The organism is Achromobacter sp. CF-sbj1-Ac2-l (assembly GCF_052698165.1).
Genome location: NZ_CP199855.1, coordinates 2692347 through 2706491 on the forward strand (window position 1 = coordinate 2692347; position 14145 = coordinate 2706491).

General features: G+C 71.1%; 13 protein-coding genes. 5 read left to right on the plus strand and 8 right to left on the minus strand.

The features are described from left to right. Positions 1-59: 59 nt before the first annotated feature. The 6 genes from ACUDCK_RS12370 to ACUDCK_RS12395 form a co-directional block, all read right to left on the minus strand. Complete coding sequence (locus ACUDCK_RS12370; protein ID WP_175167387.1) at positions 60-1973, minus strand: tetratricopeptide repeat protein; 1914 nt, start codon at positions 1971-1973, stop codon at positions 60-62. A gap of 11 nt (positions 1974-1984) precedes the next feature. After that, positions 1985-2377: a DUF2784 domain-containing protein gene (locus tag ACUDCK_RS12375; RefSeq protein ID WP_175167386.1), complete on the minus strand. Its 393-nt coding sequence runs from the start codon at positions 2375-2377 to the stop codon at positions 1985-1987. Positions 2378-2490: 113 nt separating this feature from the next. After that, positions 2491-3066, minus strand: a complete 576-nt coding sequence (locus tag ACUDCK_RS12380) for a restriction endonuclease (protein WP_175167385.1) — start codon at positions 3064-3066, stop codon at positions 2491-2493. Next, entirely contained in the window at positions 3063-3287 is a 225-nt protein-coding gene (locus ACUDCK_RS12385) for an RNA-binding S4 domain-containing protein (protein ID WP_049073430.1), read from the minus strand. Before ACUDCK_RS12385 ends, ACUDCK_RS12380 begins: the two co-directional genes overlap by 4 nt. A gap of 34 nt (positions 3288-3321) precedes the next feature. After that, positions 3322-4005, minus strand: a complete 684-nt coding sequence (locus tag ACUDCK_RS12390) for a DUF502 domain-containing protein (protein ID WP_144655078.1) — start codon at positions 4003-4005, stop codon at positions 3322-3324. A 108-nt stretch (positions 4006-4113) separates the two neighbouring features. Continuing rightward, positions 4114-4581 (minus strand): winged helix-turn-helix transcriptional regulator, encoded by a 468-nt coding sequence (locus ACUDCK_RS12395; RefSeq protein ID WP_006394672.1) that lies wholly within the window; start codon positions 4579-4581, stop codon positions 4114-4116. A 135-nt stretch (positions 4582-4716) separates the two neighbouring features. On the opposite strand from ACUDCK_RS12395, the gene ACUDCK_RS12400 reads away from it, so the two are divergent. The 5 genes from ACUDCK_RS12400 (at position 4717) to ACUDCK_RS12420 (ending at position 11372) form a co-directional block, all read left to right on the plus strand. Next, positions 4717-6018: a D-amino acid dehydrogenase gene (locus ACUDCK_RS12400; RefSeq protein WP_175167384.1), complete on the plus strand. Its 1302-nt coding sequence runs from the start codon at positions 4717-4719 to the stop codon at positions 6016-6018. Between the two features lie 181 nt (positions 6019-6199). After that, positions 6200-7327, plus strand: coding sequence for a metallophosphoesterase family protein (locus tag ACUDCK_RS12405; RefSeq protein WP_064527652.1), 1128 nt, complete (start codon positions 6200-6202; stop codon positions 7325-7327). After that, complete coding sequence (locus tag ACUDCK_RS12410; protein ID WP_175167383.1) at positions 7324-9951, plus strand: AAA family ATPase; 2628 nt, start codon at positions 7324-7326, stop codon at positions 9949-9951. The genes ACUDCK_RS12405 and ACUDCK_RS12410 overlap by 4 nt, the downstream gene beginning before the upstream one ends. A gap of 168 nt (positions 9952-10119) precedes the next feature. Continuing rightward, positions 10120-10329 (plus strand): hypothetical protein, encoded by a 210-nt coding sequence (locus tag ACUDCK_RS12415; protein ID WP_175167382.1) that lies wholly within the window; start codon positions 10120-10122, stop codon positions 10327-10329. 170 nt (positions 10330-10499) lie between these two features. Further along, on the plus strand, positions 10500-11372 hold the full coding sequence (locus ACUDCK_RS12420) for a DMT family transporter (RefSeq protein ID WP_175167381.1): 873 nt from the start codon (positions 10500-10502) through the stop codon (positions 11370-11372). 124 nt (positions 11373-11496) lie between these two features. Here ACUDCK_RS12420 and ACUDCK_RS12425 read toward each other — a convergent pair whose 3' ends face one another. Next, the gene (locus tag ACUDCK_RS12425) at positions 11497-12378 is read right to left on the minus strand and encodes a hypothetical protein (protein WP_054502697.1); all 882 of its coding nucleotides are present in this window, start codon (positions 12376-12378) and stop codon (positions 11497-11499) included. A gap of 518 nt (positions 12379-12896) precedes the next feature. Beyond that, positions 12897-13883 carry a Bug family tripartite tricarboxylate transporter substrate binding protein gene (locus tag ACUDCK_RS12430; protein WP_054502696.1) on the minus strand — a complete coding sequence of 329 codons (987 nt, stop codon included), beginning with the start codon at positions 13881-13883 and terminating at the stop codon, positions 12897-12899. Positions 13884-14145: the final 262 nt, after the last annotated feature.

Sequence of the window (14145 nt, forward strand, 5' to 3'; positions counted from 1 at the left end):
CGGCCCGCGGGCGCCGGCGGCATGGTTGACGCTGCGCGCCGGCAGGGCCTGCCGGGAGCTCAGTCCAACAAGGCCTGCACGGCGGCCTGCGCCGGCGCCGCCAGCGGCTGTTCACGTTGCAGCCGCGCGATCTTTTCCTCGAACTCGCCCGCCACATCCGGCCGCACCTTCTTCATGGCGCGCACCGTCTGCGCCAGCAGCAGGCGCGCGTTGACGCTGCGCGGGAAGTCCAGGCACTGGCGCAGGTTGCCGTCAATGATCTCGCGTTCGCCATTGAGCTGGCCCGGCTGGTCCGGGTCGGCGCCGTTGCAGCGCACGGCCAGCAACTGTTCCAGGCGCAACAGGTAGTACGGGAAGGCGGCGCCGTCCGGCACCGTGTAGTTGGCAGGCGCCGCCAGCGGCGCCTGCGCGGTGGCGCGGCCGACCAGCGCCACCAGTTCCTCGGTCAGGCGCTGGATCGCGGCGGTCGGATCGGCCATCGGGAATTCGGCCGACAACGCGCCGATGCACTCGGCGTCCTCGGTGCGCACCAGGCGCACCTCGGCGCGCCACGGCTCGGCCACGGTGACCAGGTGCGAGATCACCACGTAATCGCTCTGCGCCTCGCATTGCTGCGCGTAGCCGATGGCGTCGGTGTCGTCCCAGGCCGCGCCGCTCAGCAGGAAGCCGGGATGCGGCTCGGTCAGCCACGGCACCAGCGTCTGCGTGCGCAGGCCGCAGCGCAGCGCCAGTTGTTCGTTGAAGTACAGCGGCAGCGCGCGGCTCAGGCGGCCGGTGGCGTCGGCCAGTTGCCGCTCGGCGCCTTCGGGCGCGGCGCCGATCTCGGCCGAGCCGCCCAGGAACGACACCAGCGGACGGTCGGGCGTCACCGGCGTGAACAGCGCCGCCGCGGGCGAATCGGGCGTCAGCCAGACCGGGCCGCGGCCCAGCAGCATCGCCAGCCGCATCTGCGCCGGTTCGGTGGCGCCGTCACCCAGCGCGGCGCGCGCCAGTTCGGTGTCCCAATAGCCCAGGTTGTCCTTCCAGTCGGGGCGCTGCTGCGCGTAGAGCTGGTCGAGTATGGCGCGGGCCTCGTCGTGGCGGCCCAGTTCGACGTAGGCGCGGATCAGGTTGTTGCCGACCTGGATGCCGTGGTGGGCGGCCTCGAAGCGCGGCCCGGCCAGTTGCACGATCGGCTCGATCGCGCCGGCGTTGCCCAGGTCGCCGCTCATCTGCGCCAGCAGGTCGGCGGGCGCGGGCGTGCCGGCGCGGGCGAGCGATTCTTCATACATGGCGAGCGCGCCGGACAGGTTGTGCGCGCCCAGTTCACCGTGCGCCAGCCACAGTTGCGCGCGCCAGCTCCCGGGCAGGGCGGCGACCTTGCGCATGGCGGCCACGCCGGCGGCGTCGCCGCCGTGTTCGCGGTGGATCGCCTCGTACCAGCCCAGGCCGTTGTCCTGGTTGGGATCCAGCTCCAGCGCATGCCACAGCGTGGCCAGGGCGCCGGCCTCGTCGCCGCGCTCGTCCTGGATCTTGGCCAGGTTGGTCAGGACGATGCCGGTCTCGCCGTGCGCGGCCATGAAATCGCGCAGCACCCGTTCGGCGTCGTCGAGCCGGCCGGTCTTCATGTAGACGATGGCCTGCAGCACCACGCCGCGCTCGGCGCCGGGTTGCAGTTCGACCAGTCGGTCGGCGGGCCTGACCATTTCATCGATGAAGCCGTCGCCGAGCGACTGGATGATCAGGCCGGCGAGCGAGTCGGGGTCGTCCCAATGGCGCTCGATGGCGCCGGCCAGCACGTTGTCGCGCCACTGGTCGCGCGGCACGAAGATCTCGCGGCCGTAGGCGTCGTAGGCGCGGATCATGTCGGCGTCCTGCGGCGCCTGTGTGTCAGCGGCCGCCGCGTCTGCGGGCTGCGGCGCGGGCTGATCGGCGTGCGCGGCGGCGTCGGCGGGAGCGGCTTGCTTGCCGAGCAGTTTCTTCAGAAAGCTCATCGGGTCGGTTCCTAGGTTCGGGCGCCCGCCGCGCGGACGCGGCGGGCAAGGCGGCGACGCGCCCAGAGGGTGTAGATGACGAGGTTGCCGGCGACCAGCAGCAGCGCCAGCGCGACCTGGACGCCGCGCGTCAGGCCGTCCGGGTAGATCAGCGCCAGGATATAGTGCTCGACGAGGCCGCCGGCATAGCCTTGCTGGCCCGCCTGCTGGCGCAGCGAGACTTCCAGCGGCGTCAGCGGGCAGATCCAGCCCATGCCGACGACCATCGCGCCCCAGGCCAGCGCCGGCAGGTGCAGGTAGGCCAGGCGCCAGCGCCACAGCGCCAGCAGGCCGCCGAACACGACGAAGGCGACGAACAGGCCGTGAATGATCAGGACGGCGTCGGCCAGCAGGCGAGGGATCATGCGGGCATTCCTCCGGTGGGCATCCGCTGTCGCCGGGGCGACGGGGCCGACACGACGCGTTCGTGGCGACGGGCGGAAGGGGCGCCGGGCGCGGATGGCGCCGGCGCCGGTCGTCAGGGTTTCAGGTCGCGCAGCAGCTTGGCCAGTTCCGGCGCGGTCATCAGCGACACGCCCTCGGCGCGGGCGTATTGCAGGGCGTTGTCGGACACCTCGCCCAACGCGATGTAGATGGCTTCTCGCGCGCCGCGCTTCTCGCGCGCCGCCTGCAGTTCGCGCAGCGGCTCGACGCCGACCCGCGCGGCCTTCCAGCGCTTGGCGCTGACCATGGCGACGTGGCCGTCCTTGGCCAAGGCGAAATCGGCGCCGGGGCCTTGCAGCCGTTCGACCTCGCAGCCATCGCGGCGAAAACCGGCCTCGACCGTGGCGGCGAACTGCTGCCACGACATGGCCGCGGCGGCCTGCGCCACGGCCTCGACGCGGGCGCCCGACGGCGCGCGCAATTGCTTGTAGGCCGCCATGATGGCGATCACCGCGAACGGCACGGCGGCGAACACGCCCATGGCCGCATACTCCAGCGGCAGCGCGGCGAATCCACCCACCGCCAGCAGCAGCGCCACGCCGGCGCTCATCCACCACGGCGAGCGCAGCAGCACCGCGAAGATGGAGTTCTGCGACATCTTGAACTTCATGACGCGCGCACCACGATACGCACGTCGCCGCAGGTGACGATCTGGCCGGGACGGATCTTGGCCGTCTTGCGCGTTTCGACCACGCCGCCCACGCTCACGTGGCCTTCGGCCACCAGCATCTTGCCGGCGCCGCCGCTGTCGCAGACGCCGGTGGCCTTGAGCAACTGGTTGACTTCAATAAAGGGGCTGCCTTCGGCAAGCGTGAATTCGATGATGGGCATGGCACGGACGGGCGTTGAATGGGGATCGGGCGGTTCAGGCCTGGCCGCCGGGGGCGTTGCCGCCAACGGGCGGGGCCGGCGGCGCGGGGGGCGCCGGGGGCACGTCGGCGGGCGCCACGGGGCGGTCGCTGGGGGCTTCTGCGCGCGCCATCCAGGCGATCAGCGACGAGCGCATGGCTTCCTCGACCGACATCTGTATCGGCTGCACCCATTCCTGCGGCACGAATACGGTATAGCCCCCGATCATATAGCCCATCGGCAGGTACACCGCCACGCGGTCGCCCTGCGTGAAGCCTTCCGGCAGGCCGTCCAGGTTGCGGCGCGTCACCAGGCCGACCAGCTCCAGTTGCTGGCCCGGGATGCGCAGGATCACGACCTGCTGGGCGGTGGCCTTGGAGCTGGGCGAGAAGTAGTCGGCGAAGCTCTTGAGCGACGAGTAGATGCTCTTGACCACCGGCAGGTTGGTGAACGGCATTTCCAGCAGCGCCATCACGCGCTTGACGCGCTCCTTGGACACCAGGTAGCCGATCGCCAGGATGCCCAGGATCCCCAGCAGCAGCCCCAGGCCCGGAAAATAGAAGCCGCCGATGAACGGGCGCAGGAAGGTCAGCGCCACCGCCTCGGTCCAGGCCAGGAAGATGTAGAGCAGGTAGATCGTCAGCGCCAGCGGCAGCACGGTGATCAGGCCGCGGAAGAAGTACTTGTAGAGACGGGTCATAGTCATGAAGCCAGGAAATCGGGGTCGGGTCCTGCGCGCCGGCGGACCGGAAGGGCCGAAAGCATAGCAGCAGGCGGCGCAAAGTCCGGTAACAAGACGCGGGAATTGCTACCGGTCGACGGGCAGGTACAGCGTCTCCTTGATCTCCTCCATCACCACATAGCTGCGCGATTCGGCCGACGCGGGCAGGCGCTTGAGGATCTCGCCGAGCAGACGGCGGTATTCATTCATCTCGGTCAGGCGGGCCTTGACCAGGTAGTCGAAGTCGCCCGACACCAGGTGGCACTCCATGACCTCGGGCACATACAGCAGCTCTTTCTTGACCTTGTCGAACACGTCGCCCGATTTGGCCGAAAGCTTGATCTCCAGGAACACCAGCAGGTTCTTGCCGAGCGCCGCCGGGTTGACGCGCGCATGGTAACCGGAGATCACGCCTTCGCGCTCCATGCGCTTGACGCGGTCGGAGCAGGGCGTGGCCGACAGGCTGACGCGCTCGGCCAGTTCCGTGACGGAAATACGGCCTTCCCGCTGCAGGATATCCAGGATTTTCAGGTCGATACGATCGAGATCGCGCATTTCACTTCTGGCGGTCGAAAAAAGGAGCTTGGCCGGGAAAAACCACTGCCGAATGAAAATCTTCAGTGATTTTCACTGTGATAAGGCTCATAGACTACCGAAATTCCTGACCAAATCCAAACTTCGGAACGAATCATGCACGTCATCGTCCTCGGCAGCGGCGTCATCGGCACCACCACGGCCTATTACCTGGCCCGCCAGGGGGCCAAAGTGACGGTGCTGGACCGCCAGCCCGGCGCCGCCCAGGAGACCAGCTACGCCAACGCCGGCCAGGTGTCGCCGGGCTATTCCACGCCCTGGGCCGCGCCCGGCATTCCGCTGAAGGCCATCAAGTGGCTGTTCAAGAAGCACGCGCCGCTGGCGATCCGCCTGGACGGCAGCCTGTACCAGCTCAAGTGGATGGCGGCGATGCTGGCCAACTGTTCGGCCGAGCGCTACGCGGTCAACAAGGAACGCATGCTGCGCCTGGCCGAATACAGCCGCGACTGCCTGCGCGAGCTGCGCGCCGACACCGGCATCCATTATGAAGAGCGCACCCGCGGCACGCTGCAGTTGTTCCGCACCGAGGCCCAGATGGAAGCCGCGCGCCGCGACATCGCGGTGCTGGAAGAGGTCGGCGTGCCCTACGAGCTGCTGGACCGCAACCGCCTGGTGAGCGCCGAGCCGGCGCTGGCGCGCTCGCTGCACAAGCTGGCCGGCGGCCTGCGACTGCCCAACGACGAGACCGGCGACTGCCGCCTGTTCACCACCCGCCTGGCCGCAATGGCCGCGGCGCTGGGCGTGGAGTTCCGCTATAACCAGTCCGTCGCCGGCCTGAACACCGCCGGCGGGCAGGTGACCGGCGTGCGTGTCGGCAACGAGGTGCTGACGGCCGACCGCTACGTCGCGGCCTTCGGCAGCTACACCCGCGGCTTCCTGGAGCCGCTCGGCCTGGACCTGCCGGTGTACCCGGTCAAGGGCTATTCGCTCACCATCCCCATGAAGGACGAGGCCGCCGCGCCGGTCTCCACCATTCTGGACGAGACCTACAAGATCGCCGTCACCCGCTTTGACGACCGCATCCGCGTCGGCGGCATGGCCGAGCTGTCGGGCTTCGACCTGCGCCTGAAGGACGCGCGCCGCAAGACGCTGGAACTGGTGGTCAACGATCTGTTCCCCGGCAGCGGCGACGTGGCCCGCGCCGAGTTCTGGACCGGCCTGCGCCCCATGACGCCGGACAGCACGCCCGTGGTCGGCCCGACCCGCTACGGCAACCTGTTCCTGAACACCGGCCACGGCACGCTGGGCTGGACCATGGCCTGCGGCTCCGGCAAGCTGGTGGCCGACCAGGTGCTGGGCCAGCGCCCGCAGATCCGCACCGACGGCCTGGCTCTGTCGCGCTACGACCGCCAGGCCTCGGCCGAGCGGCCGCTGGTGCTGGGCGGCAAGGGCGCCTGATTCCGGCCTGTTGCCCGCATCCTTGCCTCCGGCGCCGGCCACAAGCCGGCGTCCCGACGGCCCGCCCGGCGCACGATGCCGGCCGGGCCGTTGTTCCAGCGGGCGCGGCGCGACATTGCCGCGACACTTGCAGGCCCGTTGAGGCCACAGGGAATCGACGCCGGCCTCTACAATCGGCGGCATGACCCATTTCCTGCATACCGCCGATTGGCAGATCGGCCGTCAGTACGGCCAGTTCGAAACCGATGACGCCGCCTTGCTGGCCGAGGCCCGCTTCGATGTCGTCGCGCGCATCGCCGCGCTTGCCGCCGAGCGCCAGGTCGACGCGGTGCTGGTGGCCGGCGACGTGTTCGACACCCAGGCGGTGTCCGACCGCACCATCCGCCGCCTGTTCGCCGCGCTGGCCGCCTACGCCGGGCCGTGGGTCATGATCGCCGGCAACCACGACGCGGCGCTGGCCGACAGCGTCTGGAGCCGCGCCGCGCAACTGGGCTGCATCCCGCCCAACGTGCGGGTGCCGTTGCGTACTGGCGTGGTCGACCTGCCAGCGCAGAACCTCGCGGTGCTGGCCGCGCCGCTGACCCAGCGTCATACCTACGACGACGTCACCCAGGCCTTCGACGCGCTGGAATCCGAACCCGGCCGCGTCCGCGTGGGCCTGGCCCATGGCAGTGTCGCCGGCCGCCTGCCCGACACCATCGACGCCACCAACCCCATCGCGCCCGACCGCGCCGCCCGTGCGCGGCTCGACTACCTGGCGCTCGGCGATTGGCACGGCTGCCTGGCCATCGACGAACGCACCTGGTACGCCGGCACGCCCGAGCAAGACCGCTTTCGCGGCAACGAACCCGGCTATGCGCTGGACGTGCGCATCGATGCGCCGGGCGCCCCGCCACGCGTCGAACGCGTGGCCACCGGCAAATACCGCTGGTCCGCCTGGACCGAAACCCTGAGCCTGCCGACCGACGCCCAGGCGTTGGCCGACCGCCTGGCGGCGCTGCGCGCCGAAGACGTGCTGCGGCTGGAACTGCAGGGCCACGTCAACGTGCCGACCTGGGAGGCGCTGCAACGCGCCGTGGACCAGGCGGCGGCGCAGGCGAGGGCGGTGCTGCCGGACTTCTCCGGCCTGCTGCTCGAACCCGACGAGGCCGACCTGGCGCAACTGGGCGCGAGCGGCTACGTCGGCGAAGTGGCCGCGCAACTGCAGGCCATGCAGGCCGATCCCGACCAGGCGGCGGTGGCCGGCGAGGCCCTGCGGCTGCTGCTGCGGTTCCAGCGCGAAGGCGCGGCGGCGGGAGGCGCGCAATGAAGCTCACGCGCATCGCCCTGGAAGAATTCCGCAAATTCCGCCAGCCCCTGGTGCTGGATGGCTTGCAGGACGGCCTGAACCTGTTCGTCGGTCCGAATGAGGCCGGCAAGAGCACGGTGGCCGCGGCCATCCGCGCCGCGTTCCTGGAACGCTACAGCACCCGTACCGTGTCCGACCTGGCGCCGCGCGGCGAGAGCGGCGCACGCCCCGGCGTCGAACTGGCGTTCAGCCATGCGGGCCACGATTACCTGCTGAAAAAACACTTCCTGTCGCGGGCCCGCTGCGAACTGCTGATCGACGACGGCGCGCAACGGCTCGATGGCGAGGAAGCCGAGAACGCACTGGCCGCGTTGCTGGGCTTCGAACTGGCCGCGCGCGGCCAGAGCAAGCCCGACCTGGCCGGCGTGCCGGGCCTGCTGTGGATCCAGCAGGGCGACGGCCAGAACCTGCAAGCCGCGGCCGGCCACGCCGGCGGGCATCTGCGCGAGGCCCTGACGCAGTTGTCGGGCGAGCTGGCCTCCGGCGACGGCGACCGGCTCTACGAGCGCGTCGCCGCCGAGCGCGCCGCCTTGCTGGATGCGCGCAACGGCCGCCCCAAGGGCATCTACAAGGACGCCGAGGACGCGCTCGCCGCCGCCCTGGCCGAGCGCGACCAATGCGCCCAGGCCAAGGCCCAGCTCGACGCCGACGTCGACCGGCTGGCGACGCTGCGCGCCGAGCACGCGCGCGCCGAGGCCGGCCAGCCCTGGAAGGATTTCGAGGCCCGCGCCGCCGAGGCGCGCGCCCGGCTCGCGGCCGTGGCCAAGGAACGCGAGGCGCTCGAAGGGCTGCAACGCGAACAGCGCCAGGCGGCCGAAACCTTGGCCGTGCTGCAGGAACAGGTGCGCCGCGACCAGCAGGACGAATCCGAATTGCAGGCCCTGGCGGCGCAGGCGCGGGCCGCCCGCGCCGCGGTCCAGCAGGCCCAGGAGCCGCTGGCCCGGGCCCGCGCGCTGCGCGACACGCACGCCGCCGCCGCCGAGCAGGCGCGCCAGCGGGTCGCTGCGGTGCAAGCCGTGGCCGACCGGCGCGACCTCGAACACCAGATCGACCAGTTGGCGCGCGACATCGAGCGCCTGGACGGCGCGCTCGAAGAAGCCACCCGCCTGATCGAGCAGGGCACGATCCTGAAGGCCGAAGCCGTGCGCATCGAGATCGCCGACGCCGACATCCAGGCCCTGCGCAAGAGCGAACGCGCGCTGGGCGACCTGCAACTGCGCCAGCAGGCCATCGCCACGCGCCTGTCGTACGCGCTGGACGCGGGCCGCGAGGCCCGGCTGGACGGCGCCGCGCTGGCCGGCAACGGCGAGTTGCTGCTGACCGCGGCGGCTGAACTCGAATTGCCCGGCCTGGGCCGGCTGCGCATCGAGCCGGGCGGCCAGGACCTGCCGGCGCTCAAGCGCGAACTGGCCGACGTGCAGGCGGCCAGCGCGGCCTTGCTGTCGCGCCTGGGCGTGGCGCACGTGGCCGAGGCCGAGGAACGCCATGCGCGCGGCGTCGACCTGCAGCGCGAACTGGAGGCCATGCGCAAGACGCTGGCGATCCATGCGCCCAAGGGCGTGGACGCGCTGCGCGGCCAACGCAACGAAGCCCAGGCGCGGCGCGCGCAACTGGCCGAGCGGTTGGCGTTGCTGCCGCCGGCGGCTGAGGCGGGCGATGCCGATGCGCCCGCCGCGCGCCAGGCGCTGCGCGATGCCGAGGCCAGCGCGGCGCAGGCCGAGCAGGCCCTGGCGGCCGCGCAGCGCGCCCTGGATGCCGACAGCGCCCGCGCCCAGTTGCTCGAAACCCAGGCCGCCGCGCGCGGCGCCGACCTGCAATCGCCCGAACGCGCGGCGCAGCGCCAGGCCCGCGCCGGCCGGCTGGCCGAGGCCCGCAGCGGCCACGACCTGCTCGAACAGCGCCTGCGTCAGGCGCAGGCCGCGCTGGAGGCGCTGCGTCCGGAGCTGCTGGAGCAGGACGCGCAGCGCTACGAAAAGTCCGCCGCCATCGAACGCGACGCCCAGCACAAGCGCCACAGCGAGATCCAGCAGTTGCTGGGCAAGCTGGAGCAGGCCGGCGCGCAGGGCCTGGGCGAACGCCTGTCCGAAGCCGAGGCCGCCTGCGAACGCCTGCAGCGCCGCCGCGACGAATTCCAGCGCCGCGCCCAGGCGCTCGAATTGCTGTCCACCCTGCTGGCCGGCAAGCGCGACGCCGCCACCCAGCGCCTGCAGGCGCCGCTGGCGCGGCGCCTGGGCCACTATCTGGCGCTGCTGTTCCCCGAGTCCGCGCTGCGGCTGGACGAGGCGCTGCTGCCCGCGGCCCTGCAACGCGCGGGCGGCGAGGATCCGCTGGACGCGCTCAGCTTCGGTACGCGCGAGCAATTGGGCATCCTGGCGCGCTTCGCCTACGCCGACCTGCTGCGCGAGGCCGGACGGCCGACGCTGCTGTTGCTGGACGATGCGCTGGTGCACACCGACGACGAGCGGCGCGACCTGATGAAGCGTGCGCTGTTCGATGCCGCCACGCGCCACCAGATCCTGATGTTCACCTGCCACGGCGAGGCCTGGCGCGACCTGGGCGTCGAGCAGCGCCGCATCGGCGCTTGACGCCTTGGCGGCGGTGCGAGCCGCGTCCGCACGTGCAAACTGCCCCCGCACGTGCGGACCGGTGTCGTCAAGCGCGTCGCCGGCTGCGTGCGGGCGCCCCGCAACTTGACGCTGGCGCGCGGCGCCGGTAGCCTACACGGGTTCATCACCGAACCCGACGCGCTTCACATGCCCGACCTCACGCCTTCCGCCGAATCCGCCTTCGCTGCCCGCGCAGCCGGCGCCGGCCTGCGCGCAAGCCGGCGGCAGGGCGTGTCGCCTCCCGTTGTTTCTCCTGTCGTCTCGACGGTCGTATCGCCGCCGGTGGCTTCGCCGCCGTGCGATGTCGTCGTCGGTGTCGCGGGCGCCTATCCGCCCGTGGCCGCCGTCGTCGGCTGACCGCCGCACACTTCCCGCTCCCGCCTTATCGCCTGGATCCGCCGCGCTGATGCGCCGACGCGTTTGCGTTCGCGCCCGCCCGCCGCGCGTCCACGCCTGATCCGTTCGCGCGCCGCAAGACGCGTGCACGCCGCGGGAGCCTGTTCCATACCCGACAGGTAGAAATCTTCATGTCTTTCAATCGCAATGCGTGGGCCGCCTACGGCTCCACTTCCTTGTTCGTGCTGCTGTGGAGCGGCGGCGCGATCTTCGCCAAATGGGGCCTGGCGCACGCCTCGGCCTTCGGTTTCCTGCTGTGGCGCTTCGTCCTGGCGCTGGTCGTCCTGCTGGCGCTCTGCGTTGGGCGCCGGCGCTGGCTGCCGGCGCCCGGCACGCGCGGCATCGTCGCGCTGACCGGGCTGCTGCTGATCGGCAGCTATTCCATCTGCTATCTGCTGGCGCTGGACCACGGCATCACGCCCGGCGTGCTGGCCACGCTGCTGGGGGCGCAACCCATCCTGACCCTGGCGCTGCTCGAGCGCCGCTTTCCGCCGCTGCGGCTGGCGGGGCTGCTGCTGGCCCTGTGCGGATTGGGCATGGTGATGTTCCAGAGCATCGGCATGGCGCGTTTCTCGCTCGCCGGCATGGCCTTCGCGTTCGCGGCGCTGCTCAGCATGACCGCCGGCGCCATCCTGCAAAAGCGCGTGCGCCAGGCGCCGACGGACGTGATGCCGCTGCAGTACGTGGCCAGCCTGGCGCTGTGCCTGCTGTTCGCGCCGTTCCAGCCGCTGCACGTGGATTGGAGCCCGGGATTCGTGCTGCCGCTGCTGTGGATGGGACTGGTGATCTCCGTCGGCGCGACGCTGCTGTTCTACCGCATGATCCAGTCCGGCAACCTGGTCAACGTCACCAGCCTGTTCTACCTGGTGCCGGCCGGCACCGCGGCGCTGGATTACCTGGTGCTGGGCAACCGCCTGTCGCTGCTGAGCCTGGGCGGCATGGCCGGGATCCTGCTGGGGCTGATGCTGGTGTTGCGCACGCCGGCGGCGCGCTCGGGGGGCTGATCGCGGTTTGCCGCCGCGTCGCGGGATGTTCGCCGCGCGGCGCACACCTCGGGGGCGCATCGCGCGCGCGCGGGCGGGGCGAGGGCGCGCTCCGGGACGTGGCCGTCCTGCCGCTTCGTCCGCGCTACGCGTGCGCGGCTTCTTCCTGGCCGGCCCAGTGGCCGCTGACCAGTTGCGCCGGGCGTTCGCGCGCCTGGACCCGGGCGCAGACCGCCCAGGCGTCCAGGCGCACGTTCAGGCCGGCATAGACGCCATGGCCGTCGCCCGCCTCGATCCGGCCGTCGGCCTGCACGCCTTCGCCGGCGCGGATCGAGCCGTCGGCGCGGATGTCTTCGCCCGCGATCAGTCCCCAGCCCGCGGCCAGGTGGCCGCCGCAGGCGATGCTGGCGCCGGCCTGGATGCCGCAGGCGGCATCGATGTCCTTGGCGGCCTGGACGCCGCCGCCGGCCTTGATGCCCTGGCCGCATTTGAGGGCGCCTTGCACCTGCACGTCCTGCCCGGCCCGCAAGTGGCCGGTCACGGCCAGGTCCTGGCCGGCGCAGATGTCCCACTTGGCGCGCAGGTTGCCGCGGCAGTCGAAGGCGGTGGCGACCTCGATGCCCCATTCGGCGGACACGTCGCCGCCCGCGCGCAGATCGCCGGCGCTGGCGATGTTGGCGCCGGCCGTGATGTTTTCGCCGGCCACGATCGATTCCCCGGCGCGGATGCCGCCGCCGGTGATGATGCTGCGTCCGGCCCGCACCACGCTGTCGACGTTGATGCCCATGCGCACTTCCAGCGTGCCGGCGAAGACGATGGCGTGGGCGTCGAGCGTGTCCAGCTTCAACACCGCGTCGGTCGGCCCGAACTGGTCCAGCAGCCAGCAGGCGTCACCGACGCGCCCGTCGGCCACCAGGGCATCGAGGACCGCCTGATAGTCCCCCTGTCCGTTGTGGTCGCGCAGGAACCATTTGTAGCCGCCCGCGCAGGGGTTCTTGGCTTTGACGAATTTCTTGGTGAGTTGCATGGCGTTCGGTGGCAATCAAGGCGTGGCGCCGCCCGCCGGTCACAGTCGGCGCGCGGACGGAAAACGTGGCAAGACCGCCCGACCATGCGGCAGGGCGGTCGCGCCGGCCGGCCTCGAACCGCGCCGCGCGCGACAAGGGTACGGGCGTGCAGGCGGCCGGCGGCGGGCCGGTGACGGAAAGCGGGAAGGGGGGATGCCGGCGATTAGCCGGGCTTGGAACGCGCGTAGGCGGAACGCGCGGCGACTTCCTGCGAGCTCAACAGGGTCGAGCGCAGGGCGCAAAGCACGCAAGCGGTGTCGGAAGGATGGGAGAAATCGATTCGCACGGGCGAAATGGTAGCAGAGCGCGGGCGCGTCATATGCCCGGCGATCGCCGATGTGGCGTGGGACGGTCCGAATCTGGCGCCGCGCAGGGCGCGCATTGCGCCGGCGGCCTCGGAAAGGGCCCGCCGGCACGGCGTGGCGGCGGGCAGGCGGACTGGCCGCCCGGGTCACGCGGCGATGCCGCGTGACAAGCCTCAGTTCGTCGACTGGATGTTGCGCTCCTTGGCGATGCGCTGGCGCAGCTCCAGTTCACGCTTGATCTGCGCGGCGTATTCGGCCGGCGTGTTGCCGTCGACCAGCGAGCCGCCGTCGGCCAGGCGCTGGATGATCTTCGGATCCTTCAGCGCCTTGACGGCGGCGTCGTGGATGCGGTCGATCACCGCCTGGGGCGTGCCGGCGGGCGCGACCAGGCCGTACCAGGCCATGTTGTCCATTTCCGGCAGGCCGCCTTCCGAGAAGGTCGGCACGTCCGGCAGGGCGGGCAGGCGCTTGGGCGCGGCCACGGCCAGGGCGCGCAGCTTGCCGGCCTGGATGTGCGGCATGGACGAGGGCAGGTTGTCGAACTGGGCGTTGACCTGGCCGGCGATCACGTCGTTGAGCGCCGGGCCCGAGCCGCGGTACGGCACGTGCACCATGTCGGTCTTGGTCAGCGACTTGAACAGTTCGCCGTCCAGGTGGCCGATGCCGCCGGCGCCGGACGAGGCGTAGCTGTACTTGCCGGGGTTGGCCTTGAGCAGGGCGATGAACTCGGCCAGGTTCTTGGCCGGCACCGCCGGGTTCACCGTCAGCACATTGGGCACGTTCACCATATTGGTGATGGGCGCGAAGTCCTTGAGCGGGTTGTACGGGTTCTTGGGGTTGGTGGCCGGATTGGTGGCCATGGTGCTGACAGTGGCCACGCCCAGGGTATAGCCGTCCGGGGCGGAGCGGACCAGCGCGTCGGCGCCGATCGAGCCGCCGCCGCCGCCGCGGTTCTCCACCACCACCGCCTGGCCGAGTTCGCGGCCCAGGCCTTCGGCCACCACGCGGGCGACGATATCGGTGGTGCCGCCGGCCGCGAACGGCACGATCAGGCGGATGGGTTTGTTCGGGTAGGCGTCAGCGGCTTGCGCGGCGCCGCTGAGACAGAGGCCGGCGAGGGCGGTGGCCAGGACGGCCTTGGCTTGGGACAGCACGGTCAAGAGTCTTCTCCATATTATTGAATCCGAGCCGGCCGGCTACGATGGCCGGCGTCGGCGAAGCGCGCCGGGCTCGGATGCTGGCCTGGCCGACGCTTCGTGGGCGCCATTCCACACAGTTACGGGGAACCGGTCAATCCGTATTCCCCCTGCATCGCGTGTGGGTATTTTTACCCCGGAAGAAGCCCGCCAGAAGTGCGACGATGGCGCAAAAAATCGTATGCTGACAAGAACTTGAACGAAATCGGGGCCAGTCATCGATGCG